This window comes from Akkermansia muciniphila, assembly GCF_040616545.1.
In the GTDB taxonomy this organism is placed as follows: domain Bacteria; phylum Verrucomicrobiota; class Verrucomicrobiia; order Verrucomicrobiales; family Akkermansiaceae; genus Akkermansia; species Akkermansia muciniphila_E.
In genome coordinates this window covers 763,065-787,795 of sequence record NZ_CP156688.1, presented here as the reverse complement: position 1 = coordinate 787,795, position 24,731 = coordinate 763,065, and the positions used below count along the sequence as shown (strand labels likewise).

Genomic DNA, 24,731 nt, shown 5'->3' with positions numbered 1-24,731 from the left:
TCTTGTTTCACATGATTTCCCAGGCAAGTCAAGCGGCCTTCCCTGCATAAAAGAGGTGAATTTCCGGAGAACCCCCGGAAACGGAAGCCATTTCAAAAGGATGAGGAAGGCGCCCATTCATCCCGGGGCCGCGGCTCTGAAATTCCGCAGATGCGGTCCACGCAGCGTTCCCACGCCTCCCGGCCCTCATAGATTTCCACCTCAATGCGCAGGAAGTAAATGGGCACCTCCGGATCTTCCTCCGGTTTTTCCAGCCGCACGGCGTCCTTCTCCGTGGTCACGATCATGTCCATGGCGCGGTCCGCGCAGCGGTCGTAAAACTCCTGGAGTTCCGACTGTTCAAACCAGTGGTGGTCCGGGAACCTGCGGCAGATTTCCACGTTCGCGCCCAGGGAGCGCAGGGAATCCTCAAAGCTTTCCGGGCGCGCGATGCCGCTGAGGCACGCCACCCATTTCCCCTTCAGGGCCTCCAGGGGCAGGCGTTCCCCCGTGAATACGTTTTCCAGGTACCTGGGGCCGTGGTCGCTCACGATGATATCCGCCACGGGATTGTACTTCCTGATGGCGGCGATCAGCTCATCCTGGGGCTTGCCGCCGCATTTGGTCAGGATGATGTAGCTGGCGCGCGCCAGGCTGCCCCTGGGTTCCCGCAGCGTGCCGCGCGGGAGCATGGCCCCGGTGCCGAAGGGCGCGCCGCAGTCCACCAGCACGATGTCCACTTCATGCGCCAGTTTCAGGTACTGCATGCCGTCGTCCAGCAGCAGGGTGTCGCACCCCAGGTGTTCAATGGCGAAGATGCCGGACTTGATCCGGTTCTTGTCCACCAGCACCGCCACGCCGTCCAGATTCTTGGCGAGCATGAACGGCTCGTCCCCGGAATGCAGGGGGCCCAGGTAGCGGGTCTTGCCGTCGCTGGCGATCTTGGGGAGCTGCTCCACCCGGGCGCCGTGCCCGTCCTTCCATTCCTGGGGTTCGTCCAGGTCCGCGCTCTTGTAGCCGCGGGTCAGGATGGCCACCTTGCGGCCGCGCTGGGTGAGGGTGCGGGCCAGCAGTTCCACCACCGGGGTCTTTCCGGTGCCCCCCACGGTGATGTTCCCCACGCTGACCACCAGCGTTCCCAGCCGTGCCTGCCTGGCCATGCTGGAATGGAACAGGTACAGCCGCGCCAGCACCACCAGCCTGAACAGCCAGGAGGCCCCGCGCAGGAGCGTGCGCATCATCGTGGCGCGGAACCCCTTGGCCCGCCCGAAGATGACTTCCGTTCCCCACTCTTCAAACTCTTCCGATCTGGATTTCATGATAAGCCCGGCGGCGTGCCTGGAAACTCCGTCAGTGGAGGATGCGGTGGCAATTGTCGCAGTAAACGGTTTCGTGGCCGCCCAGCACCTTCATGCGGGCGTTGTCCGTAATGACCATGTGGCAGCCGCCGCAGTGGCCCTTTTCATCCATGGGCACAATGACGGGAACTCCCTTGCTTTTGGTCATGCGTTCGTATTCCCCCAGGGAATCCTCCGGAACGGCGGCGGCCAAGTCCGCGCGTTCCGCGTTCAAGTGGTCCAGAAGCTCCCTGTCCGTCTCCGCCGTCCGGTCAAAGCGGGCCAGCGTCTCCTCCATCTCCCGCTGGGAGTCCCGCGCGCGCTGGATTTTCTGCGCCATGTCCGCCTTGGCGGTTTCCAGGCGTTCCATCAGCTCCAGCTCGGAAGTCTCCAGGGCGTCAATGACGGCTTCCGTCTTTTCCACCTCCTGAATGCACATCTGGTATTCCTCATTCTTCCGGGTGTTGGACTGGAGGGTTTTCATCTTGCCGATGTAGGCGCGCTTCGTTTCAACGGTGGCCTCCACGTCCCGTATGCTCTTTTCAATGCCCGCCACTTCCTGCTTGGCGGCCACGGCCTTCTGCTTGATGGCCTCCATCTGGCGCAGCAGGCGTGTTCTCTGTTCCGGCAGGGAGGCCAGCTCCTTCCGGAGTTTGGAAATCCGCACGTCCTTCTCCTGGAGGATCAGCAACTGGTCTAAATCGGCGTGGTTCATCGCCTCCCACCCTAGCACGCTCCGCCGGGGCGGAAAAGATTTTTTCTCGGCCCCCTGGAGGAAGGGGGTTCCCCGTTTTTTCCTGCCGGAGCGCCCCGGCGCTTCCGGGGCCGGACTTCTCCGGTGAACCTTCATCCGGGTTCCTGCCCAGGATTTCAAGAAGCTTCCTCTGCTGGGCCGGAGTGCTCTCCCGGCGCGGCCCCGGCATCACCAGCGCCGCATACTCCCGCGCCGTTTCATTTTTCTTCTGCCTGCTGCGCCAGAGGGTGAAGCAGATGGCCAGCGCACAGGCGCTGACCGCGATCAGGAGGGCGTATGAATGGCGGCTGGAGGGCATGATGGCGGGGGAATGGCCGTGGATCTGCCGGAAAAAGGGACCTTCCGTTAAAATAAAGGGGATGGGATTTTTCCGCCGCCTGCTCCGGCGGACTTTAAAAGGTCAGGATGGTTTGCAGCCGGAAGACGCTGGCGTTTCCGGTGTCATCCCTGCCCGCCGGGTTGGAGATCCACAGCAGGGAGGGCTGGACCAGGAACCAGGGAGTCACGGAAATGTTATAATGGCACTCCATCACCACTTCCTTTTTGCTTCTGGAGCGTCCTTCCGCCATGCTCCCGTCGTCCGGGCGCGTCACGGCCAGGGCAATGCCGAACTGGTTGGCCTCCCCCTCCCCGCACACGCCCAGGTGCTGGAGCGGCTGGCTGCATACGAGGCCGCCGGACCACTGCACGGCGGCGCCGCAGAGGTTGTCCCGCGTGGAATCGCTCCACCCGGCGCGGCAGAAGGCCTTCCACGGGCTGGAGCCAAGCTGCTGCTCCACGTTCAGGGCAATTCCGGCCACGGTATTGAGGTTCTTTCTTTCCTCCCCGTCCGGCAGTTCATTGGTGCGGGCCATGAAGGGGGTGAGCTTCACGGCGCCGGAATCATGCACCCACGCCAGTTCCGCCAGGATGTTGAAGTTCTTGCCGTCCGTGTGCTTCAGCGGGGAGGCGTTCTGGGGGCAGCTGGTAAAGTTGCCGCCCAGCATGGCGTACCACTGGGCGTGGAACTGGTGCTGGAAGATGACGCCCAGGTTGGAATCCGCCATGGGGATCACCTGGTTGTTGACGAATGGGGAGGCGCAGAACTGGCCGAAGGAGGAGTTGGCGTAGCTGTTGGTGTCAAAATAGTTCGTCTGGTTCACCACGCCCGCCACGATGGCGCTTTTCCCCCGGTTGAAAGTTTGCAGGAGCGCGATTTCCGGCAGGAAAAAAATCCTCTCGCCGAAGATGTCCGTGTGCGTGTCTCCCGTCAGGCCGATGGCGTCATTCATGTTGCCGCCTCTCCACGTCTTCCCGGTCAGGGCGGTGGAGCCTGAAAGCTCCAGCTTCAGCCACGTCTCCCGGTTCCCGGGGGCCTGGATGAGGCGGTAATTGGCATGGGCGTGCAGCAGGTACCAGAGCTGGGTGCCGGGCTTGTCCGGAGCCGGGTGGTGGATGGAATTGTAGGAAAAGGCGTTTTCCACCAGGAATTCCAGCCCGGCGCGGTGCGCCTTGGAATGGAGGCCGGTCAGGGCCTGGGTGAGGGAATCGTTGGGAATGGGGGCGGTTTCATCCCCGTAATCCCCGCCCAGCAAATTGATGTCCGCCAGCAGGTGGGCCGGAGGTTCAGGCTGGTCCGGGCGGAGCAATTCGGTTCCGGCCTGTCTGCCCTGGGCGGTGAAAGCGCCCAGCAGGACTAGGAGGGTAAGGGGACGGTACATGGCTGGCAGGTGAATCAGTTAAACGGGAGCGTGAGTGCGCCCGCATCCTAGATGAAGCGACGGGAGAAAGAAAAGAGGCAAATCACTCCGTTTAAGTCATGGCGCCGCCCGCGGTAATATTCCCTCTGCGGGATTTCCGGTTCAGGACGTGCGCCGGGCGCGTCCCGGGAGAACGGAGCCGTGATTAAAGGCCCAGGGCTTCCCTTTGCCAGTTCAGCAGGGTGGAGACGCCCTTTTCCTCATCTTCCGCAATGGCTTCCAGGGAGGCCCTGGTGATGAGGAAGGAGCCTTCCATGCCAAGTTCTTCCGCCTTCCGGTCCCTGAGCTTGCACAGCCTGTCCATGTTGGCTTCAAACTGGTCGGAATGCTGGCGGCGCTGGATGCGGGGGCGGCACGGATAGTCGTCTTCATCCAGCAGGTAGAATTTCTGGAGCGCGTCCATGAACCGGCTGCGCCTGTGGGCGTGGAAGCGGGGCGGAGGCGTCACGGCGCGCTGTTCCTGGAGGGCCAGGCTCCACTGGATGAGGTCCGCGTTGGAGCAGACCATGAACGCGGGCCTGTCCCATGCCCTGGCCTCCGAGTCACGCCAGGTCCACAGCTCCCGCAGGGCGGCCAGCCCTTTCCTGTTCAGCTTGCCGCAGCCCTGGATGCGCCAGGGGTCCTGATGGCCGGCCAGATGGCGTTCACGGGCGCGGTCCATGGAGTGCCTGCAAATTTCTTCAAACCAGCCCATGCGCCCTTTTTCCCGCAGGGAGGCCGTCAGCTTGTCCGCCATGTCCAGCATGTAATTGACGTCATTCAGGGCATAGGTCACCATGGTGGGGGAAAGGGGCCGCCGCGCCCAGTCCGCCTTCTGGGAGGACTTGCTCAGCGTGACGTTATGGAAGTGTTCCACCAGGGCGGCCAGCCCGAACTGGCGGAAACCCAGCAGGCGCGCCGCGGTCTGCGTGTCCCAGATCATGGCGGGCAGCGTTTCCCAGGCGTTCTGGAAGAGGCTCATGTCATAATCCGCCCCGTGCATCCAGACTTCCGTTTCCTTCAGCCAGTTGTAAAACGGCCCCATGTCTTCAATGGAGAGAGGGTCAATCAGGCAGGAGCCCGTTTCATCCGCGTACTGGATCAGGCAAATCTTTTCCTGATAGCGGTGCAGGCTGTCTGCCTCCAGGTCCAGGACCACGCGTCCCGCGGGCTGTGCGGTGGCGCGCTTGCGCCATTCCAGTAATTCCTCTTTCTCGCTAATCATCTTATTGCAACAGAGCGGGATTGAACCATGTATCAGCACGCCGGGCAACTGGAAATACAAAAAAAGTGCTGATGCGGCAATGATGTATTGCCTATTTTCCGGAAATAGGGCACGAAGAAGGGCATATGGAAGAGGAAGCTACAGGAACGGAACGCAATCATGGAGAACAGCCCCTGGATGAACTGATGAAGCGCTGGCATCTTACCAACCACGACCTGGTGGAGATTTCCCCGGAACAGCTTACTCACAAGCAGGTCCAGAAAGCGCGGCAGGGCCGCCAGCTTACCCTGAAAATGATGCAGAAGGTGTGCCGTGCCCTGAACGTGGCCATCTGGGAACGGCTTACCCCCATGCAGAAGGAGCAGTACTTTGAATACATGCACAAGCACGTGTTCAGCTACGCCAAGGGATATGATCCGGCCTGGAAGGACCCGAACATGGACATGATGGCCTGATCCCGGGCCTTTTTCCAGCGGCGGCAGCCACCGCCTCCTTCCGTTTTTTGTTTTGTATTTCCGGGGAAATACCGGGCCCAGGCAAGGATTTTTTTTACATGGCTGGCTGTTTTTACGAGGCGCTCCGCAACCCTGTTTTTTCCCCGTTTACGGGGGAGCAGCACAGATCGTCATGAGTATGGTATTGTATTCCAGCAGAATGATAAAAAACAGACATTCCATTTGACAGCCAGAAAAGCAGGGTGTATACGCCGCGCACCTTTTTATCCGTCATCATGTTGAATATTGCTTTTATTACTTGTTTCGTCGGTGTTGCGGGGATGTGCGCGGGAGCGTCCCTTTCCGGTGGAAGGCCGGCGGCGGGAGAAAACGCTCCCCTGGCCGATGGCGTGGCGGTGGCTCTGGAAGACAATGAATATTTGCTGAATCCGGCGGATTATGGAACGCTGGAACGGGGAGGGAGCCTGTTACTGAAGTATTTGCCCGGAAAGAAGGGGTTCCGGGAGGATTCCTCCGCATTTTATTTTGAAAACAGCCACGGACGGGTGGTGGATGCCGTGGTTGCACGGGTATCCGGAAACGCCGGAACCGGGCACGGGGAGCGCCTGGCGCTGGTCAGCCCCGCTTTTCCGCTGGCCCCGGAAGGGAAGTGGAGCCTCAAGCGGAAAAGCAGGTCCGCTGAACTTTACAGGAAGAAAGTGGCTGTCTCCCATATGAACCAGGAGTATACCTTCCAGAGCCATGAAGATGCGCAGGTAAAACTGGTGCACGGGGTGCTGGCAAATGCCCTGGTTTCAGGGAATAGCCGTCCTTTCCCTTATAACCCTTTCAATGTAAGCTATCCTACCCCCCCCCCCCCCCCCCCCTTCTTTCTGACCCGCTGAAGGAAAATTCCGGCTCTTCAGACGGGGAGAACGATGAAAAAAAGGAGGATGAAGAGGAGTGGGCCGGCGGGGAGAAACCGGACATGGCGCCCGGCAGGCATCCTGTGGAGGATGCCGTTGCGGTGCGTGGCCCGGATAACTTTGCCGCCGCGCCGCAGGCGCCTGCGGACATTGTTGTGGCGGGAGGGGACAGTGTTTTCCTGGAAGAAGGGTATGCCGGAACGGTGCGCATGGAGGGGAACGGGGATATTTTCCTGGACAGCGCCAATGTCAGCGACGACGGCAACAAGGAGAAGCATTACGGCGTGAATATCCGGATGGACGGAGGCTCCGGGGACAAAGTGTACCTGGGGTTCACGAACTCCACGGCGCGCACGGCTTTTCTGGAAGGTACCATTTCCGGTACGGGAACGCTGGTGTTTGAGAACACGAGCCGCAACCGGGTAAGCATTTTTGACCTGACGGGGGCGGACATGAGCGGCTTCAGCGGAGTGGTGCAGGCGGCCGCCCCCCGTTCCAGCCTGGCTTCCGAGGGTTACAATACGCCCGTCCAGATTCAGGCGGCGGGAGACATGAACGCCGTGGTGGCGGACCTGTCCCTGATCCGCCAGGGAGGGAAGGACCCGGGCAACCTGGGCGGCTGGCTGACGGGGAGTGCCGGAACGCCTGGGCAGGTGATTTTAAAGCTGGAGGGGGATCTGCTCCTCTCCGGACTGGAGGGGAGCACGGAGGGGGCCTCCTCCCGTGTTACGGTGGGCAACGGGAACACGGCCACCCTGACCATTGACGGCGCGGGGAATCATGAATTCAAGGGCGTGATAGGCGGTCTGGGGGCGGACGGCGCCTACTATGAGGGGACGGAAAAGAACGAGAGTTACAAAAACGGGCAGGCCATTGAGGCGGACGGCACCGGAACCATCAACCTGGTCAAGAAGGGCAGCGGGGAACAGACCGTTTATTCCGGCAGGCTGGGGAGTGTGGACATCCTGGGCGGCGTGCTCCGCCTGGGCGCCGGAGGTTCCCTGACCGTCAGTGAATCCCTTTCCACTTCCTCCGGCGGCCTGCTGGATATTGCCGCCGGAGCCGCCCTAACCCTGGACTACCGTGAAACGGCTTCCCGCCTGGACGGCATGAACTGGCAATCCGCAGGAACGCTTGTTTTCAACAAGGGCCTGGTTCTGGATACGGCCGGAACGTTCCGGCTGGATTCTTCCGTGCAGTTTGCGGAAGGAAGCCTGTTGACGGTGGCCGTTCCCGAGTCCGGCATCCAGTCCGGAGAATCCCGGAAGCTTATTTCCGTGACGGATGGCAACACCCTCTCCTTTGCGGATGCCGTGCAGAAGGAAAAAGTCAGGTATGCTGAGGGAAGGGATGCGGACGGGAACTGGATTTACCGGGATATTGACGTTTACAGCGGATTGACCCTGAACGTGCAGGGGGACGGCCGGTGGCAGATGCTGGTGACCGGGCTGGACTCCTCCTCTCTGGAGGGCACCTACTTTGACGCGGACAAATTCAATTATTACGTGTGGCAGGGAAACCGCGGCCAGACGCCGGACGGCAATGTATGGTCTGACGGCTCCAGGGGCGGCAGCCCGTGGGAAGGCAGCCTGACGTTCCGCAACGGGGAGCGTGAAGTCCTCTTCGGCATGCAGGACTTGTCCGGCCACGCGGTGAACAGCTTTGACGTTACTCTGGACGGCACGGTGCGCGTCTCCAGGCTGACGGTCTCCGTGGACAAGGAGGCGAACGGCGGCATGGGATATGTCTTTCACGCCGCGGACGGAGGAACGGGCAGCATTGCGGATGCCGGGGAAGGCATCGCGGGAAAACTGGTCAAGGAAGGGGCGGGCATGCTGACCCTGGCCACCGCCAACACTTTTTCCGGGGGCACGGAGATTCTGGAGGGAAGTATTCTGGTGGCCCGCAAGGGGGCGCTGGGGTCCGGGGACATCCGGATGGCGGACGGAACGGAACTGTATGTGAATTATCCCTTTGCCACGGAGCTGGATTCCCATTACCGCAATCCTTCCATAGCCAACAACATCCAGATAGGCACGTCCTCCAAGGACACGGCTAAGGTGGTGATAGGCTACTCCCCCCTTTCCCTGGCGGAGAAGGAAGAGCTGCCGGGCGCGGGCTCCTCCGGCTACCAGTGGGATTACCTGACTTCCCGCCACTGGCGCACGCTGTCCCTGACCGGCAGGCTGGACGGCTATGGAGAACTGACGCTGATGGGCTACACCTCCACGACCATGGGCGGCCTGGACAAGTGGGTGAGCATGTTCCACATTTGTGACGAAAGCCTGGCCCCGGGAGAAAAATCCAGTTTTACCGGAACCGTCAAGCTGGACAACTACATTCTGTATTCCGAGGCGGACTCCCCTGCCAATGCGGATTCCAACAATGACCTTCTTGCCGTCCGCAAGCCCGGCGCCGTGCAGCTCATTGTGGAAGACGACGCGCTGCGGAACGCCAAGGTGGACCTGACGCGCGCCCATACCGTGAATGCGGCGGACAACGGCACCGCCTTTGAAGGCAAGGAGCGCATGGACCTTTACCACATCCTGCTGGTGCAGAATGACGCCGTTCTGGCGGGGTTGCAGGGGGACTTGATCGGCAAGACGCAGGACAGCGAATATTACGGAAAGAACTACACCGTGGGGAGCGAGGTGGATACGCTGCGCGTGCTGACCAATTCCGACAGTACGCTGACGCTGGACGTGAAGGAGGCGGAAAACCTGTACTTTGCCGGCGTTTTCGGCACCAGCTCCGCGTATGGTTCCGCCACTTCCGGCAAGGTGACGGCCGCCAGCCAGGAAACCCTTTCCCTGACCAAGACGGGCGCGGGAGCGCAGTACATCCATACGGCTGTGGTCAACCGCCTGGTTCTCCGGGAAGGGACGCTGGGCTTCAACAACCTGGATGTGAAGACGAGCGCCACCCTGCATGGCGGCACCACCCTGAACCTGGGCGTGACCCGCGGCGTCACTTCCGGCGGCACGGTGCAGGACTGGGGCGCGGCCAAGGGGAGCATGACGATCAATCCGGGGTACGCGCTTCACATCGTGACGGACAAGGCCGTCAGCGTGAACACGGGTAACGGCACGGTCCAGACCCCTGAAACGGCTGTTGTAAACGGTTCCGTGACGGTTTCCGGCACTTCTTTCCTGTACTTTGACTGCAGCATTCTCCCGTCCGAACTGGAGGAGCACCCCCTGCTGGCTATCAAGGAGCTGGACGGCATGGCGGATTCAGGCCGTCTGAATCTGGACGGGGATATTCTGGTGCGTTTTGACGGTTACGACTTCGGAAACACAAATACGGTTGATAAGAAGTATTACCTGGCGACCACGGAGAACGGCATTTATGTGGACGGGACGCTGGGCGGCTTTCAAACGCGCACGATTTCCGTAGGCAACGGCTGGTTCGGCATCATTAAAATATCCGAGGACAACATGGACCTGGTCATGACGGTGACCAATACGCCCATCCGCACCTGGTACAACGGAGAGAACCGGAGCGAGGGGGAATACGTGGCCGCCACGGATAACGTCTGGTTTGGCAACGAGTTGGCGGATGGACAGGGGACCGACCGCAATCACTGGCTGGAAGGCCTGGACAAGAATCTGGGGCTCAACGGCTTTTACCGTGATACCTACCACGTGGCCTTTGGCGCGGAAGGCGCGGGCAAGACGGGAATGGTGGAAAGGGAAGGCGGGGAGGATTTCAACGTGGTGCTCATCAAGGGGGAAGTGCGCCCGGCGTCCATCCGCGTGAAGGATGACGTCAACTACATTTTCCGCGCCCATGAGGCCGGCGGCCTGATTGCGGACGGCTCCCTGCCGGAGGATTACGAAACCAGCGGCTGGAAGACCATCCTGACCAAGGACGGAGCGGGTACCCTGGTGATGGAAACGGCCAACACGTATTCCGGCGGAACGGAAGTCAACGGAGGCAGGATCGTCATGCGGGACGCCGCCGCCCTGGGGACCGGGGAAATCCGCATGTTTAACGGCACCTCCCTGGCGCTGGACTACCGGAGCGGCGGATTTATCCAGCACGTGGCCTCCCTGGGCAACCTGCTCACGATCGCGGAGAATTCCGTGGTGACGGTATCCCACACGGACAGGGTGATCGGCGCTGTTATTTCCACCGTCCGCGGGGATTTCACCGCCAACCTGGTGCTGCAGCACGCCAACGCCAGCGGCCAGACCGTTTTTCAACTGGATGACGGTTCCGCTTTCCATGGAAAGGTCAGCATGGGCGGAACGGAAAACGGGCAGGGAACGGTACAGGTCTGCCTGGATAGGGACACGTGGACGAAAGCCCTGTTTGACCTGAGCCTGAACGGCGTCCGGAACACAGTGCTGCATCTTGATTCCGTGGAGAAGGTCCACAAACTTACCCTGGCGGGCATCATGGGGAATGATGAAGCCTCCTGCGTTACTACGGAAGCCTCCGCAGGGCGGGATTCCGCCACCGCCCTCCTGCTGGCGGTGGACACGTCAGACCGTGTTTATCACGGCAATCTGGGATTTGGGCAGTACATTGACATGTACGACACGGGCAAAAAATATGACTCCGGCTACATCGGCCTGGTGAAAACGGGCGTCTTTTCCCAGACGGCGGGGAACGCGCGCCTGGCTTTCCTGACCATTGACGCCGGTTCCCTGAAGGTGGAGAACTCCCTCTTCCTGGTTGGAGAACTGAACATGGGGCAGGATGGCAACCTGGTGGTGGGCAGGGACGAATGGCAGGCGCTGTATGATTATGACGTGCAGGTCAATGACGGCGGCGTTCTGCGCCTGGGTTCCGGCTTCGGCACCTTGTCCGGAACGCCCTATACGGAAGACGGCGTGCAGAAAACCGGCAACACGATTCTCCTGAACGGCGGCGGCGTGCTGGGCATGCTGGATGCGGACTGGGACAATGATTATGAAATGGTGGTGGACGCCGGAGGCAAGGCCTTTGTGCTGGACACGACCGGGTACGATCCGGACGCCATGGCGGCCTCCGGTGACAGCCATGTCATGACGCTTAACGGAGTCATCAAGCCCGGCGAAACCTCCGGAACCATCATCATTAAAAATGACAACGCCGGCAAAAACGGCCGCGTGGTGCTGGGAGGGGCCAATACCTGGGACGGCGCCTACCGGGTGACGGACCACGCCGCGCTGGAGCTGGCCCATGCGGGGGCGCTCAATGAGAAGGCAAGCGTGGAGCTTCTGGGGGCGAATTCCAGGCTGGATGTGAAGGCGGGAACGGTCTCTTACGCCAGCTCCGTGAAGCTGGCGGGCGCGGGCGCCTCCGTCAACACGCTGAACTCCTTCTCACTGTCTGACATTTCCGTGGCGGTGACGGCGCGTGCCGGGGCTTCCTCCTCCACGGTGGAGCGCGCTTCCTTCGGTTCTTCTGCCGGAACCGGAATTGTGAAGGGGGCAAGCGCCGCGGACCGCGCGCAGTTCAACGGGGTCAATGTGAACGTCAGGACCGGAGCGGCGCTGGCCCATACGGAATTCTCCGGCTCCGTGCTGGAGGTGGCCGCAGGGCAGGAGGCCCGTGTGGAAGACATGCTCATTCACGCGGCGGATTCCGGCATCAGGCTGGGGGAACTTTCCTCCCTGGCCGTTTCCCCCGTCTCCACGTCCCCGGCTGTGCCGAACCTGAACATCAGCTATGCGGACGGCAACTTCTCCATGACGGACCCCGGCACGTGGACGACCAACGCGCTGATTACCGGGGCCGGAAACGCGTCCGTGGACTTCTGCGGGGGCGTGAACCTGATGCTCACGGAATGTTCCGCCGCCCTGATCGCGCAACTGGTGGATTCCAGCGTGACCACCATCCACTTTGTCCTTTACGACGGCTCCGTGACCAATACGTTCAGCGGGGACGCCTCCCTGGCCTCCGTCCTTTATGACGCCGCCCTGAAAAACGCCGGATTCCTGCTGGAAAACGGGGATTCCTGGATGAAGGACGGCGTGGTGTCGCTGGTGCGTCCTGTTCCCGAACCGGGAACGGCCGTGCTTGGCCTGCTGGGGCTGGGCGCGCTGCTGCTGCGCCGCCGCAGGAACGGAAATGCACGTTAAAACATTCCGGCGCCGTACGCCTGATGATGCGTTCGGCGCCGGAACAGGTAAGAACGGAAGGCACGGACAAGGCCCGGCTCGGAACAGGGGCGTCTTTTACCGGGAGGACTTCGCCTGCTGCCAGCGTTCCTCCATGGCGTCCAGCCCTGCTTCCTCCAGGGACATGCCGTCCCTGGCAAGCAGGCGCTCCATCTCATTGAAACGCTGCTCAAACTTCTTATTGGCTCCCGCCATGGCCGCTTCCGGGTCAATGCCCTTCTTGCGGCACAGGTTGACCACGGAAAAAAGCAGGTCCCCCAGCTCCTCCGTGACGCGCGGGTCTTCCTCCGCGGCGGGCAGGATTTCCTCACACTCCGCGGTTTCTTCCTTCACCTTGTCCAGGGCGCCCTGGGCGTCCGGCCAGTCGAACCCGGCTTTGGCGGCTTTCTTCTGGAGCTTCCACGCGCGGAGCATGGGCGGCAGGCCCTTGCCCGTTCCGTGCAGGTACGGGGTGGACTCCGTGCCTTTCTCCTGGCGCTTGATCTTGTCCCACTGGGTCAGCACGGCGTCCGTCGTATCCGCCGTGGACTGGGCAAACACATGGGGATGGCGGCGCACGAGCTTTTCACTCACTTCCGCGGCCACGTCATTGAAATTGAACCGCCCCGCCTCCCGGGCGATCTCCGCATGAAAAACCACTTGAAGCAAAACGTCGCCCAGCTCCTCCTTCATCTGCTCCCAATCGTCCCGCTGGATGGTGTCCACCACCTCGTAGGCCTCCTCAATCATGTTGGTGATTAGGGAGCGGTGGGTCTGTTCCGCGTCCCAGGGGCAGCCCTGGGGGGCGCGCAGGCGTTTCATGATGGCGATGAGGCGCTGCATTTGAAGGGCAGGCTCGCGGCATTCGATCATTTCAGTGTCGTTCATGACAGAGCCATACTAATCGCGCAAGGGCGGATGACTAGCAAAAATTCCTCTTTACCCGGGGCGGTTCTGCCTTACACTCGCCCCCATGGAAGTTCACACGTGGAAAGAACGCACGGAAGAGGGCACCCTGGTATACAGGGCATGCCACCACGCCAACAAATGGAAGCTGGAATGCGCTCCCAAGGTGGGCCGTGCGGAACGTGACGATGTGGAATGGGAGCACGTGGAATTCACGCGTGAACGCTGGGTGACCCTGCGGGACGTGCTCTGGCGCAAGTACCAGCGCAAGCGCTGCCCGTGGCGCTTTATCGAGGCCATTGACAAGCTTCTGGAAGACATGCCGGAAGAGGAGGAACTCGGCTCCCCTGACGGGGAGGACGGCCGGTAGGCCGCATTTCCATTTCTGCCGCGCCGGACATGCTGGGAGCAGTGTTCAGGGAATGGCTCTCCTGGGTGTATCCCTTCGTTTGCGAGCTGTGCGGGCGCGGCGGCCTGGACGGCTGCCACGTCTGCCCGGAATGCCGTGGGAGCTTCGTTCCCGTGGAGCCTCCGTTCTGTTCCGTTTGCGGGGAACCCGCGGAGGGCTCCTTCATCCCGTCCGGCCTGTGCCGCCGCTGTGCGGAAGCCGCGCCGTCCTTTCAGGAAGCCCGCGCCGCCTATGTGAATGAAGGGGCCTTGAGAGACCTTCTCCTCGCTTTCAAGTATGCCGGGGCCGTGCATCTGGCCGGAACCTTCGCCGGGATGATGGCGGATGCCATGCGCGGAAATCCCCACTGGTTCGGCGGAAAAAAACGCCTGCTTGTCCCGGTGCCCATGCACCGCCGCAAGCTCGTCCGCAGGGGATACAACCAGGCGCGGGAACTGGCGGTTCTGCTGGGCAGGGAGCTCCGCTGGCCCTGCGCCGGAGTGCTGAAACGCCTGCCGGACCGGATGCCCCAGGCCAGCCTGGCGCGGGAGCAGCGCCTCCGGCACGCCCGGAAAATCTATGATGCGGATGAAAAAAGGATAAAACGCCGCCCTGTTGCGGGAAGGGATGTGCTGCTGGTGGATGACGTTCTTACCACCGGGGCTACGGCGGAGGCCTGCGCGCAGCTGCTGCTCCGGGCCGGGGCGGCCTCCGTGTGCGTGTTCACGCTGGCGCGGACGCATCACGCATGGCATGGCTGAACCGGAATTTCCTTTCAGCGCGCCCGTTTCCTTCCTACAATGGCCATCATGAATCCGGAGCTGATGTTTCACACGGAAGATGAAGTCATGTTTTATGATACGGACTGCGGAGGGGTGGTTCATAACCTGGCCTACCTGCGGATGATTGAAGCCTGCCGCACCAAGCTGGGAGCAAAGCTGGGGATGGACTATAAAACCATGGGCGGCCGCCAGCAGTTCGCCGTGGTGGTGCGCCATGAGATCAACTACGTGCGCCCTGCCGTGCTGGGGGATACCATTGTCACGACGGGGTGGCTGCAATCCGTGGAGAGGGCCTCGTTCTGGTGCGATTTTGAAATGCGCCGCGCTTCCAACAACGACCTGCTGGTAAAAGCCCATCAGCAGCTTGCCCTGGTGCAGATGCCCCAGGGGCGCCCCACGCGCATTCCTGCTGAATGGCGCGCCCGGTGGCAGGAATACATGGAATCCTGATCTTTTTTTGTCCGTCTTCCATTTTGCGCTTGCCATGAAAGAAGGCGTGGTGTTTACTGCCTCCGCCCTTCCAGCAAGGGTAAGTGCTTGGGTAGCTCAGTTGGTAGAGCAGTAGACTTTTAATCTATTGGTCCCGGGTTCGAGTCCCGGTCCAAGTACCATTCATTTTCCATCCTTTGAAACTCCGCGGGGAATAGTTCCTTGCGGAGTTTCCTTTTACGGAGTATTCTTGCCCGCAATTGGGTGTGCATGCTGAATGCGTATGAGAGAACGGCTGATGCCGTTATTTAATATTTTCCGCGGCTTGTCCGTCCCTCCCGTTATGTGGGATATCCGAAGAAAGCGGAAAGATGAATTTTCAGTGAATGAAAATGTTTATTTTAAGGTTCTTGTTAAGATTTTCAGCTCCTGCCGGAGCGGCGTGGAAATGGGGAGGGAAAACGGTTGCTGTCGTCTGGATGCTGGCCATGGCTGCATGGGCCGATTCATGGCCTCTGGAATTGCCGGATGACGTGCCGTACGACGGCGTGACCTGGCTCTGCGCCCACAATGCCATGAGCAACAGCCGCGACGGTTGGTGGTGCCCCAATCAGAATTGGAATATTCCGGAACAGTTGGAGGCAGGGGTTCACGCCCAGATGTGGGACGTTTGGAAGAAGGACGGGGAGCTGGTGCTCAGGCACGGGAATGGAAAATTGTTTTTTCCGGGTTCTATCTCCCTGCAGGATGCCCTGGGCCATGTACGCGTTTATTTGGAAGGGCATCCCCGTGCCGTGGTGACTCTGATCCTGGAATCCTATGCGGATAATGAAGAAGTGAGAAGAGCGTTTGAAAAGGCGGGAATGGCGAAGTATTGCGCCCCTGCTCCTGTACAACAGAGATGGCCCACCCTGGGGGAAATGCGGAAGACCGGGCGCCGCCTGGTAGTGATGACGGACAGGCCTGATGGAGAAGGAAACTGGCCCATGCCCGTCTGGAAATACTGCGTGGAAACTCCATGGAAGGCCGCTGCCGCAAACCGGATGGCCAATACGCTGAACAGGGGGCTTCCCACTAATGGACTTCTGATAGTCAACCATTTTGTTTCCACGCTTGTTCCCATGATTGAAAACGCGGAAAAGACGAATGTGTTAAAAGTACTGCGTGGCCGCTCGGAAGCGTTGTGGCGTCTTTATGCGCGGCGCGTGAATTTCTGGGTTCTGGATTTTGTGGATACGGGAGAAGCCATGGAGTTTATCCGCGAGCAAAACTCTCCGGGAACTGTACCTTGAAGATGGCTCCGGCCTGTGGGCCGGAAGGTTATTTTTAAGGAAAGTCGTGCCGGACGGCGCGTTCTATTTCATGGAACAGCAGGAAATGGTCTTTCAGATGGTACAGCCATGAGTTGATGTCCGCCAGTTCATGGGCTTCCAGCATGACCACGGGGGAGATGAACGGCGTTTTCTTGATGGCCACTTCAATGAGCCCGATGATTTCATTCCTCCGGCTCAGGACGGGAATGGCGAGGTACTGCATGTATTTTTCCTCCGGGGGCTGGTTGCGCTTCCGGTAGAAGCTTCGCCTCACTTCTCCGGGACCGGAGAGAACCAGCGGGCTGAGACGGCGTTCCGTGAATAATTGTTCGTCCAGCATGGAGGGGGCTCCGGTCACGGGGCGCGGAGGCTGGGCCAGCAGGGAGGGGGTGTCGTTATTGTGCTCTCCCTGCGCGTAGCCCGTGACGCGCAGGAAGGTTTGGCCCTCCTGCCGTTCCGCCTGGATATAAAGCACTTCAAAGATGAGGGAATTCTTGTATTCGGCCAGCGCCGCCGCAATCGTGGAGCACAGGAACTGGCAGGCGCCGTTGAAGCTCTCCGCCGTTCCGCGGGAACCGTCCGTCTTGCTCTCTCCGCAGGCACCGCCGTTCAGCCTGTTGGCGAAGTGCTCATATTCTCCGCTCAGCGAGGCGTATGTCTTTTTGTAAAGGGCGGCGCTCCTGTTTTTCAGCGTGCAGGTATGCTCTTTTTCCTCCCTCCGCCTGTTGATCAGCCTTTGGCATTCCACATGCCACACAATGAAAGCCGCGCCAAGGATCACAAGCAGGACGATTTTTCCCGTATTGGCTTTCTCCATGGGTGTTCCTCCGATGATGGAGATAACAACTACCAGAATGGGCTGGAACAGGTTTGCTTTCTTGATGAAGGAAGTCTCTTTGGACATAAAAGGGAGCGGAAGAAAGATTGGTTGAAATTAAGATGATGCTGTATAAGTCTTGTTAAAGGTGTGTTATGGGTTGATTCTCAAAAATATTCCATATTGAATATTGAAGAGGTGAAGAGTGCGGTGAAGGAATTGAAGTGATCTTTTCTTATGTGAGTTTAAATAAAATTTATTTACAATCAATGAGTTTTTATCAATTTAGAAATATTCTAAGACGGTATTTCTTTGAATAATAATGCTTCTCCGGTTCCAATAATTGTTAGGAAAAATGAATGGTTTTCCGTTTGGGAAACGGTTTATTAAATCGCAGAGTTCTGCCGTGTTTTATTTTCAGGACAAAAAAGAAGGGAAATCATGGGCGCGTCCGCCCCCGCGGCCGGATTTTTTACGGAATTTGCCGCAAATGGGTGAAGTGGGAGCCGTTTATCATGAATGGCTTCTACGGGATGCCTGCGGGGGAGTGGGTTTTAACGGGCGGAGATAGCCTGTTTTCCCGTTCTTAACTCCGGGCAGTGTTATTCCGCATGGTTTTCCGCCGCCCACTTGTTGTACCGGGCGGATATCTGCTCAATGAGCGGCTGGTGCTTGGGCGCCAGGTTCTTTTGTTCCGTCCTGTCCCTGATGTCGTACACCTGCCAGGGACCGCGGTTGGGGGCCACCAGCTTGAACTGGTTTGTCAGGGCGGCGCGGTTCCTCTGGTGTTCCCAGAAGATGGTGCGGGGAGGGCAGGTATTGGGGATGTAGTCCCAGACCCTGGCCGGAGGAATCTTTCCGGGATTGGCCCAGTAGGCGTTGAGCGGCTTGCCGTCCATGTGGGCCGGGACCGGGAGCGTGGCCCACGTGAGGCAGGTGGGCGCGATGTCCTGAAGCAGGAAGGGGGAGTGGTAGCGCGTGCCGGGACGGATTTTGGAAGGGTAGCGGATGATGAAGGGCGCGGACAGTCCCCCGTCAAAGGTTTCAATTTTATACTGGCGGTAGGGGGTATTGGAAACAGCGGCCCACATGGGACCGTACCCGTCCCGGCAGCCCGCTTCCCCCAGGGGGCCGATGGGAAGAACGGTTTTCTTGTTTCTGTTGTTCTGGGGCATTTCCGCCGTTGCCCCGTTGTCCGACAGGAAGATGACGATGGTGTTGCCGCTGAGGCGGTGGCGGTCCAGGGAGGCAAGGATGCGGCCTATGCCGCGGTCCATGATGGAGATTTGGGCGGCATAGGTAGCCATGCATGCGGCAAGGTTGTCCTTGCGTTCCGCAGTGGCCTTTTCATAGCCCGCGGGATTGAATTTGCCTGCCATGCCCAGTTTGGCGGACGGGGGGACGATTCCTATCTGCTTCTGTTTTTCCAGCCTTTTGGAGGCAATGGCGTGGGGGGATTTGCCTCTGTAGGCCGGGAGCATTTTTTCTATCTCCTCCCGGGGGGCCTGGAGGGGCGTGTGCGGAGCCGTGTACGCCACGTAAAGGAAGAAGGGTTTTTTGCTTCCGGCGGCATCGTCAAGGTAGGCCAGGGCCGTTCTGGTGATGTCATCCGTCATGTAGAAGTCCTCCGGCAGGTCTTCCGGCTTGAGCAGTTTTCCGTCTTCCCCGAAGGGGCGGTCCGGCATGGGCTTGTAGTAGTCCGCCGCGCCGCCCAGCAATCCGCGGTAACGGTCGAAGCCGCGGTCCCACGGGTAGGTTCCCCTGACTTTTCCCAGGTGCCATTTTCCGGAAAGGTAGGTGCGGTAGCCCGCTTTTTTCAGGAGCTCCGGCAGGGTGGGAATGTCCGGATTCAGGCGTCCGCGGTAGCCGGGGCGTCCGCTGTCGTCGTCCAGCAGCCCTACGTCCACCTTGTGGGGTTCGCATCCCGTCATGATGGAAGCGCGGGAAGGGGAGCAGCGGGAAGCCGTGTAGCACCGGGTGGCCAGCATGCCCTGCCTGGCGAGGGAGTCCAGGGCCGGAGTGGGTATTTCCGACCCGTAGCACCCGAGGTCTGACCAGCCCATGTCATCCGCCAGGATGAGGACAATGTTGGGCTTGTCCGCCAGGGAGGGGGCAACGGTAAGCAGCCAGAGGGCGATGCAGCCCAGGATGGAAAAACACGGAATGGAACGCATGGAAGGAACGTGGTTTATGGTAGTGTAAGCGGAGCCGCCGCTGGTTCTTGCAGCAGGGTTGAAAAAGCAGGGTTGAAAAAGCAGGGTTGAAAAAGCAGGTTGTTCCGCGGGTTTTCCCGTTGCCCTCCGCAGGCGTGCCGGAAGGGGCGCGCCTGCTACCACCACAGGATGGCGCAGAGCAGGATGGCGGCTCCGTAAACCATGCCGCCCAGGCACAGGGGCGTCCACAGGGCGGGTTTGGAGCAGATTTTGTTCACCATGTCCCGGTACAGGTAGGGCTTGCCGATCCAGAGGAGGGAGAGGAAGATGACGATGTAGCACCAGACGGGGATGAGCAGCCGGGTAACAGGGTCCTGAAGGAAGGCCGCGCTGAGGAGGGGGGCCGCCACCATCAGGCCGAAGATGCCCAGCGCGCGCGGGAAGAGCAGGTTTTTCACCTGCGTGACCATCAGCACCAGGAACACGGGGCATGCGAGCTGGAGCAGCCACCGGATGCCTTCAAATTCCGCCAGCCCCACCCGGAAGTAACTCAGGACGCCCAGTCCTTCCGGAGCCACCAGCAGGAAGAACCAGAACAGGCCGACGGCCAGCAGGACCTGCGCCAGCAGGTGGTTGCGCGGGGAGGCAAGCAGGAAGGCCTGCACCTGGCGCCTTTTCAACAGGGCATAGAGATGGGCCAGCAGCAGGACGGAGCCCAGCACATACCCGGCTACGTGCAGCGGTATCATTCCATCATACGGATGCAGAAAGGGGGCGTGCTGGTTCATCTGAACGCTAACCTTAATGATTATCCCGGCTTCGTAAAGGCGAATCAGCGGGAGAGGGAAGAAAATTCCACCGGTTTCCCGGCGCCGTGCCGCGGGGATTTCCCGCAGCGCGCGGAGAAAGGCGGCTCAGGAATCCTTGGTGACCTTTTCAAACGTGGGGTCTTCAACGGCGGAGATTTTCCCGTCCGCGTAAAGCACCATGATGCCTCCCTGGTGGCGTTCCAGGGCCGGAACCACGATTTCCTCAAAGTCCTGTTCCGTGATGACGCTGCGCCCGTCAATGGGGATGCCGTCGCTGATCCAGGGCTTGCCCCGGAGAGCCTGGCCGCGCGCCACGTTCATGGGGCGGCCCTTCCTGTTGTCCAGCCAGCTGGTGTAGGAGATGGTGTCCGGACTGGCGGGAAGGTTGGCGTCTTCCGCCGCGAGGATTTCCGGGCGCTTGTCTCCCGTGCAGCGGAAGGTGTCCGGCAGCATGTTCGGCTCCTTGTCGTTCCGGGCGATCAGGTCCGGCTGTTCCGCGTTCACGATGGGGGCCAGGGCGTCCCACCAGTTGCGGCATTCGCGGGCGGTCAGGAGGCTGTCCTTCATGCCGCTGGAAGGGAGCTTGCCGCCGTTCTGGCCTGCGAATTCCTTGCCCCAGTCACTGATGCGGCGCAGGTTGTCCGTGCAGCGCGTTCTGGCCGCCGTCTCCGTGGCATGGGAGTAAATGCTGTAGGAGACGCCTGCCAGCAGGGCGATGATGGCGATGACTACGAGAACTTCAATGAGCGTGAAACCTTTGCTGCGTGAGGTGAGTGAGCGGGCTTTCATGATTTCCCGCCATTATGCACGATTGCGGCCGCTTGAAAAGGCAGAAACTGCGGTCCGGGGTGAAAAGCCTTCCCCGGAGCGCGGGAAACGAAAAAGGCCGGTCCCGTGAAGGACCGGCCTGGAGAAATGGAAATGTCCGGGTTCCGCTTACTTGGCGGAGGTGACCAGGGCGGCGAAGGAGTCCGGCTTCAGGGACGCGCCGCCCACCAGGGCGCCGTCAATGTCCGGCTGGGCCATGAGTTCCACCACGTTTTCCGGTTTCACGGAACCGCCGTACTGGATGCGCACCTTGGCGGCGGTATCTGCGCCGAAGACGTCGGAAATGACCTTGCGGATGAAGGCGTGGGCTTCCTGCGCTTCCTTGGAGGTGGCAGTCAGGCCCGTGCCGATGGCCCAGACGGGTTCATAGGCGATGACCAGGCTGGCCACTTCTTCCGGAGTGAGGTCCTTGAGGCCGCCCTTGATCTGGATTTCCAGCACGGGTTCCAGGATGCCGCCCAGACGTTCGTCCTTCGTTTCACCGATGCAGAAGATGGGGGTGATGCCGGCGGCGATGGCCTTCTTGATCTTGGCGTTGATGATGGCGTCCGTTTCGCCGAAGTACTGGCGGCGTTCGCTGTGGCCGAGCACGACGTACTTGAGGCCCAGTTCATTCAGCATGCTGGTGGAGATTTCACCGGTGTAGGCCCCGTTGTCATGCTGGGAGACGTTCTGGGCGCCTACGGCGGCGCAGGAGCAGCCGCCCAGGGCGTTCAGCACGGAGGGGATGGTGGTGAAGGGGGGGATGATGACGGCGTCGCACGCGACGTCTTTTCCCTTAATGAGGTTTTTGAAGCTTTCGATGAATTGGGCGCCTTCAGCGGGGCCGATGTTCATCTTCCAGTTGGCGGCAATGATGGGTTTGCGGGACATAGTGGAATGAGATTAATCAGGAGGACGCATTGTTGCCAAATTAAGGCGGAGGTCAAGCACAGATCAAAAGGGCCGCATACGCGCCGTCCGATTTTTCCTGATGGGGAAGGATGAGTTTTTCCTCTTTCAGCGTCCATTCCGGGTGGTTCCGCAGAAAATCCCTGACCAGCAGGCCGTCCTCCTCCGCGTCAATGGAGCAGGTGGAGTAGACGAGCCTGCCGCCCGGCTTCACGGCGCGGGAGGCGTTTTCCAGAATGGATTTCTGGAGAGCGGCCAGACGGCGGATTTCCGCCGGAGTCACGCGCCAGCGCACGTCCACGCGGCGCTGGATGACCCCGGTGTTGGAGCAGGGCACGTCCAGGAGCACGGCGTCAAAATGGCGTTCCCATTCCGGAGGGCACGGCTGGGACCAGTCCGCCTGCGCCGTTTTGACGGAAGCGGAGCCCTGCCTGTCCAGGTTTTCCTGAAGGGTGGGCAGGCGGTGTTCGTGAAGGTCCGTGGCGGTCAGGAGCGCCTTTCCCCCGGTGGCGGCAATGATGGCGGCGGCCTTGCCGCCGGGGGCGGCGCAGGCATCCAGGATTTCCTCCCCGGCGCGCGGAGCCAGCAGGTCAATGGCGTAACGGGTGGAGGGGTCCGCCACGTACAGGGAACCGGCCTGGATATCTTCCAGCGGCAGGGGGCCTTCCACGGAGAACCAGCCTGGCGCGCGGTCCAGAGGCGCGAGGGAGGCGGGAATGCCGTTCATGGGGATCAGGGGATTGGCCCGCACGTACAGGCGCGGCGTGGTGTTGTTCCAGCGGAGCAGGTCGCGGGTTGTTTCCCGGTCCGTCTGCTGCGTCCAGCGTTCCACCAGCCACGCCGGGGTGGAATAAAGAACGGGGAGGGGAAGTTTTTCCCGTTCGGCCAGGATGGCTTTTTCCCGCCGCAGGGCGTTGCGCAGAATGGCGTTTACCAGTCCCCTCAGGCGTGACGGCGCAAGATTGACGGTTTCATACACGGCGGCATGGTCCGCCATGCCCAGCAGGAAAAGCTGGCACAGGCCGATCTGAAGGATGAGGCGCATTTCCAGGTCCAGCCGGCCTTGCCGCAGGGAGTCGATCACGTGGTCCAGCCAGGTCCGGTTGCGCAGCACGCCGAAGACCAGGGCCTGCACCAGATGCCTGTCCGCCGGGGAAAGCTGCGCCCGTGAACATTCCCGGTCCACAAGGGTTTCCGCAAAGGAGTGGCCTTCATGCCAGCGCATCAGGCAATTCAGGGCGGTCTGGCGGGAGGATGGTTTTTTTTTGTTCACCGGGGGACTCTACATGCTGGGGGCGCAAGTTTCAACCAGCAAAAGCACGCGGCGCGGAATGGCTTGCGCAACAGCGCGAACTCCGGGCGGCTGCCTTACTTGTCTTTCCGCGGGCTTCCCACTTCCCTGCGGTAAATGGCCTGGAGCTGCCGGAGGCGCTCCGTGTGCGTTTCCGCCAGGTTGCGCCTTTCCTCCGGGTCCGCGCTTATTTGGAATAAAAGCCATTTTCCCCGCTGGTTGGTGAGCTTCCATCCGTCCCCGGTGATGATGGTGCGGTCCACGACTACATGGCTGCGCGGCGCGGCCTGTTTGCCGAACAGTGATTTTCCATAAGAGACGGCATCTTTCCTCGCAGGCATGGGGACACCGGCAAGCTCGGCAAAGGCGGCCATGTGGTCGTAATTGGCGGTGAGGGCATGGCAGGTTTTCCCTGCCGGAACGGTGCCGGGCCAGGAGATGATCATGGGGACGCGGATGCCCCCTTCATGATTGGTCCATTTCAGCCCGGCCATATTGACCATGCTTCCGTCCGGGCTGGTGCGTCCGCGGCTGCCGCGGAAAACGTCCAGTACCTCCCCGGTGCCGTCCAGCACGCCGCCGTGGCAGTTGAGCCCGCGTCCGCGGCTCTTGTCCGTCCGGTAATAGAGTTCATGCCCGTTGTCGGAGGCAAAGATGATCATGGTGCGTTTTTCCAGTCCCAGCCTGCGGACCTGCGCCACGATGGCCCCAACCTGCTTGTCCAGCTTGCCCACCATGGAGGCGTATTCCTCCGCCGCTCCGGCGCACTCCCTGTTGGGGCCGGAGGCGTCCGCGTAAGCCTTGCGTATCTCCGGATGGCCGGCATACGTATTTTCCGCAGGCGGGATGTCCACGGGGCCGTGCGGAAGATTGGTGGAGAAGAAAATGAACATGGGCCTGTTCCGGTTTTTCTCCATGAATTCCAGCGTTTCCCGGAGCATTGCGTCCGGGGCGTAGGTGGTTTTTCCGTCCCGGTTGCCGCGGCGTTTTTCCGTGGCTCCGGCGCTGTAATTCTCCGCCGTTATTCCGGCATCCGGCCTTGTATTGCCTTCCAGGGGGAGCCTCTCCCCGTTTTTCCACAGGAAAGTGGGGTAAAAGCCGTGGGCGCGCTGGTGGTCCATATAGCCCGCGTAATGGTCCCAGCCGTGTCTTTTCAGTTCGGCGTGCCAGGTGTTGAACCCCCAGTCCAGCTTGCCGAACTGCGCGGTTACGTAACCTGCCTTTTTCAATAATTCCGGCAGGAAGACTTCCCCGGGGGACGGCTTGATAGGGGAGGCCTGCGCGGCTTTTTCCTCCAGGTCCGCGTTGCTCCAGCCTTCTTTTTCCGCTCTGGTGACCAGCCCTCCGGCGGTCTGCGTATAGGATCCTGAATGGCTGTCATGCACTCCCATGAGCAGGGAAGCCCGCGCCGGGCAGCAGTACTGGCTGCTGTAGCACCGCGTGAACATGACGCCCTGCCGGGCAAGGCGGTCAATGTTGGGCGTCTTGACAATCTGCTGGCCGTAGCACCCCAGCATGCCCATTCCCAGATCGTCCGCGTAAATGAGGATGATGTTGGGCCGGGACCCGCCGGGCGCCCCCATGGACAGGGAACACATCCAGAAAAATACTGCCGGAAGAAGGCGCAGGAAAGGGGTCATGCAAACGGATACGTTCCTTCCA

The 24,731-nt window shown here is 60.6% G+C and carries 19 protein-coding genes and 1 tRNA gene; 8 read left to right on the top strand and 12 right to left on the bottom strand.

The window, feature by feature from the left end; all coding sequences use genetic code 11:
- Positions 1-92: 92 nt before the first annotated feature.
- The 4 genes from lpxK to ABGM91_RS03225 form a co-directional block, all read right to left on the bottom strand.
- Positions 93-1,298 (bottom strand): tetraacyldisaccharide 4'-kinase, encoded by a 1,206-nt coding sequence (lpxK, locus tag ABGM91_RS03240; RefSeq protein WP_354833632.1) that lies wholly within the window; start codon positions 1,296-1,298, stop codon positions 93-95.
- 31 nt (positions 1,299-1,329) lie between these two features.
- The gene (locus ABGM91_RS03235) at positions 1,330-2,031 is read right to left on the bottom strand and encodes a C4-type zinc ribbon domain-containing protein (protein ID WP_290566455.1); all 702 of its coding nucleotides are present in this window, start codon (positions 2,029-2,031) and stop codon (positions 1,330-1,332) included.
- Between the two features lie 431 nt (positions 2,032-2,462).
- Entirely contained in the window at positions 2,463-3,770 is a 1,308-nt protein-coding gene (locus ABGM91_RS03230) for a carbohydrate porin (protein WP_354833630.1), read from the bottom strand.
- A gap of 184 nt (positions 3,771-3,954) precedes the next feature.
- Positions 3,955-5,013, bottom strand: coding sequence for an HRDC domain-containing protein (locus ABGM91_RS03225; protein WP_354833628.1), 1,059 nt, complete (start codon positions 5,011-5,013; stop codon positions 3,955-3,957).
- 125 nt (positions 5,014-5,138) lie between these two features.
- On the opposite strand from ABGM91_RS03225, the gene ABGM91_RS03220 reads away from it, so the two are divergent.
- The 3 genes from ABGM91_RS03220 (at position 5,139) to ABGM91_RS03210 (ending at position 12,444) form a co-directional block, all read left to right on the top strand.
- Entirely contained in the window at positions 5,139-5,468 is a 330-nt protein-coding gene (locus ABGM91_RS03220; RefSeq protein ID WP_102712401.1) for a hypothetical protein, read from the top strand.
- Positions 5,469-5,743: 275 nt separating this feature from the next.
- Positions 5,744-6,352: a hypothetical protein gene (locus tag ABGM91_RS03215; protein ID WP_354833626.1), complete on the top strand. Its 609-nt coding sequence runs from the start codon at positions 5,744-5,746 to the stop codon at positions 6,350-6,352.
- A gap of 83 nt (positions 6,353-6,435) precedes the next feature.
- Entirely contained in the window at positions 6,436-12,444 is a 6,009-nt protein-coding gene (locus ABGM91_RS03210) for an autotransporter-associated beta strand repeat-containing protein (RefSeq protein ID WP_354833624.1), read from the top strand.
- Between the two features lie 96 nt (positions 12,445-12,540).
- Here ABGM91_RS03210 and mazG read toward each other — a convergent pair whose 3' ends face one another.
- Positions 12,541-13,350 carry a nucleoside triphosphate pyrophosphohydrolase gene (mazG, locus tag ABGM91_RS03205; RefSeq protein WP_354833622.1) on the bottom strand — a complete coding sequence of 270 codons (810 nt, stop codon included), beginning with the start codon at positions 13,348-13,350 and terminating at the stop codon, positions 12,541-12,543.
- Positions 13,351-13,435: 85 nt separating this feature from the next.
- Here mazG and ABGM91_RS03200 point away from each other — a divergent pair, with 85 nt between their 5' ends.
- The 5 genes from ABGM91_RS03200 to ABGM91_RS03180 all read left to right on the top strand — a co-directional run bounded on the left by ABGM91_RS03200 (position 13,436) and on the right by ABGM91_RS03180 (position 16,259).
- Positions 13,436-13,738, top strand: a complete 303-nt coding sequence (locus tag ABGM91_RS03200; RefSeq protein ID WP_354833620.1) for a hypothetical protein — start codon at positions 13,436-13,438, stop codon at positions 13,736-13,738.
- Between the two features lie 29 nt (positions 13,739-13,767).
- Positions 13,768-14,517: a ComF family protein gene (locus tag ABGM91_RS03195; protein ID WP_354833618.1), complete on the top strand. Its 750-nt coding sequence runs from the start codon at positions 13,768-13,770 to the stop codon at positions 14,515-14,517.
- A gap of 48 nt (positions 14,518-14,565) precedes the next feature.
- Positions 14,566-14,988, top strand: coding sequence for a thioesterase family protein (locus ABGM91_RS03190; protein ID WP_354833616.1), 423 nt, complete (start codon positions 14,566-14,568; stop codon positions 14,986-14,988).
- A gap of 85 nt (positions 14,989-15,073) precedes the next feature.
- Positions 15,074-15,149: transfer RNA gene (locus ABGM91_RS03185), tRNA-Lys, on the top strand.
- Between the two features lie 228 nt (positions 15,150-15,377).
- The gene (locus ABGM91_RS03180) at positions 15,378-16,259 is read left to right on the top strand and encodes a hypothetical protein (RefSeq protein WP_354833614.1); all 882 of its coding nucleotides are present in this window, start codon (positions 15,378-15,380) and stop codon (positions 16,257-16,259) included.
- A gap of 34 nt (positions 16,260-16,293) precedes the next feature.
- Here ABGM91_RS03180 and ABGM91_RS03175 read toward each other — a convergent pair whose 3' ends face one another.
- From ABGM91_RS03175 to ABGM91_RS03145, 7 genes are all read right to left on the bottom strand, one after another.
- On the bottom strand, positions 16,294-17,184 hold the full coding sequence (locus ABGM91_RS03175) for a hypothetical protein (RefSeq protein ID WP_354833612.1): 891 nt from the start codon (positions 17,182-17,184) through the stop codon (positions 16,294-16,296).
- 515 nt (positions 17,185-17,699) lie between these two features.
- Entirely contained in the window at positions 17,700-19,271 is a 1,572-nt protein-coding gene (locus tag ABGM91_RS03170; RefSeq protein WP_354833610.1) for an arylsulfatase, read from the bottom strand.
- 155 nt (positions 19,272-19,426) lie between these two features.
- Positions 19,427-19,999 (bottom strand): hypothetical protein, encoded by a 573-nt coding sequence (locus tag ABGM91_RS03165; RefSeq protein WP_290566486.1) that lies wholly within the window; start codon positions 19,997-19,999, stop codon positions 19,427-19,429.
- 165 nt (positions 20,000-20,164) lie between these two features.
- Positions 20,165-20,848 carry a prepilin-type N-terminal cleavage/methylation domain-containing protein gene (locus tag ABGM91_RS03160; protein ID WP_354833608.1) on the bottom strand — a complete coding sequence of 228 codons (684 nt, stop codon included), beginning with the start codon at positions 20,846-20,848 and terminating at the stop codon, positions 20,165-20,167.
- Positions 20,849-20,995: 147 nt separating this feature from the next.
- On the bottom strand, positions 20,996-21,760 hold the full coding sequence (gene tpiA, locus ABGM91_RS03155; RefSeq protein ID WP_354833606.1) for a triose-phosphate isomerase: 765 nt from the start codon (positions 21,758-21,760) through the stop codon (positions 20,996-20,998).
- A 52-nt stretch (positions 21,761-21,812) separates the two neighbouring features.
- Complete coding sequence (locus ABGM91_RS03150; protein WP_354833604.1) at positions 21,813-23,051, bottom strand: transcription antitermination factor NusB; 1,239 nt, start codon at positions 23,049-23,051, stop codon at positions 21,813-21,815.
- 95 nt (positions 23,052-23,146) lie between these two features.
- Positions 23,147-24,709: a sulfatase-like hydrolase/transferase gene (locus ABGM91_RS03145; protein WP_354833602.1), complete on the bottom strand. Its 1,563-nt coding sequence runs from the start codon at positions 24,707-24,709 to the stop codon at positions 23,147-23,149.
- Positions 24,710-24,731 lie beyond the last annotated feature (22 nt).

Excerpts from the sequence above, each read along its gene's own strand:
- ABGM91_RS03195 (WP_354833618.1), top strand. The coding sequence starts at position 13,768 with ATGCTGGGAGCAGTGTTCAGGGAATGGCTCTCCTGGGTGTATCCCTTC.
- ABGM91_RS03235 (WP_290566455.1), bottom strand. The coding sequence starts at position 2,031 with ATGAACCACGCCGATTTAGACCAGTTGCTGATCCTCCAGGAGAAGGAC.
- ABGM91_RS03225 (WP_354833628.1), bottom strand. The coding sequence starts at position 5,013 with ATGATTAGCGAGAAAGAGGAATTACTGGAATGGCGCAAGCGCGCCACC.
- ABGM91_RS03190 (WP_354833616.1), top strand. The coding sequence starts at position 14,566 with ATGAATCCGGAGCTGATGTTTCACACGGAAGATGAAGTCATGTTTTAT.
- ABGM91_RS03160 (WP_354833608.1), bottom strand. The coding sequence starts at position 20,848 with ATGAAAGCCCGCTCACTCACCTCACGCAGCAAAGGTTTCACGCTCATT.
- ABGM91_RS03220 (WP_102712401.1), top strand. The coding sequence starts at position 5,139 with ATGGAAGAGGAAGCTACAGGAACGGAACGCAATCATGGAGAACAGCCC.
- ABGM91_RS03200 (WP_354833620.1), top strand. The coding sequence starts at position 13,436 with ATGGAAGTTCACACGTGGAAAGAACGCACGGAAGAGGGCACCCTGGTA.
- ABGM91_RS03175 (WP_354833612.1), bottom strand. The coding sequence starts at position 17,184 with ATGTCCAAAGAGACTTCCTTCATCAAGAAAGCAAACCTGTTCCAGCCC.
- ABGM91_RS03230 (WP_354833630.1), bottom strand. The coding sequence starts at position 3,770 with ATGTACCGTCCCCTTACCCTCCTAGTCCTGCTGGGCGCTTTCACCGCC.
- ABGM91_RS03165 (WP_290566486.1), bottom strand. The coding sequence starts at position 19,999 with ATGATACCGCTGCACGTAGCCGGGTATGTGCTGGGCTCCGTCCTGCTG.
- tpiA (WP_354833606.1), bottom strand. The coding sequence starts at position 21,760 with ATGTCCCGCAAACCCATCATTGCCGCCAACTGGAAGATGAACATCGGC.
- mazG (WP_354833622.1), bottom strand. The coding sequence starts at position 13,350 with ATGAACGACACTGAAATGATCGAATGCCGCGAGCCTGCCCTTCAAATG.
- ABGM91_RS03145 (WP_354833602.1), bottom strand. The coding sequence starts at position 24,709 with ATGACCCCTTTCCTGCGCCTTCTTCCGGCAGTATTTTTCTGGATGTGT.
- ABGM91_RS03170 (WP_354833610.1), bottom strand. The coding sequence starts at position 19,271 with ATGCGTTCCATTCCGTGTTTTTCCATCCTGGGCTGCATCGCCCTCTGG.
- lpxK (WP_354833632.1), bottom strand. The coding sequence starts at position 1,298 with ATGAAATCCAGATCGGAAGAGTTTGAAGAGTGGGGAACGGAAGTCATC.
- ABGM91_RS03210 (WP_354833624.1), top strand. The coding sequence starts at position 6,436 with ATGGCGCCCGGCAGGCATCCTGTGGAGGATGCCGTTGCGGTGCGTGGC.
- ABGM91_RS03215 (WP_354833626.1), top strand. The coding sequence starts at position 5,744 with ATGTTGAATATTGCTTTTATTACTTGTTTCGTCGGTGTTGCGGGGATG.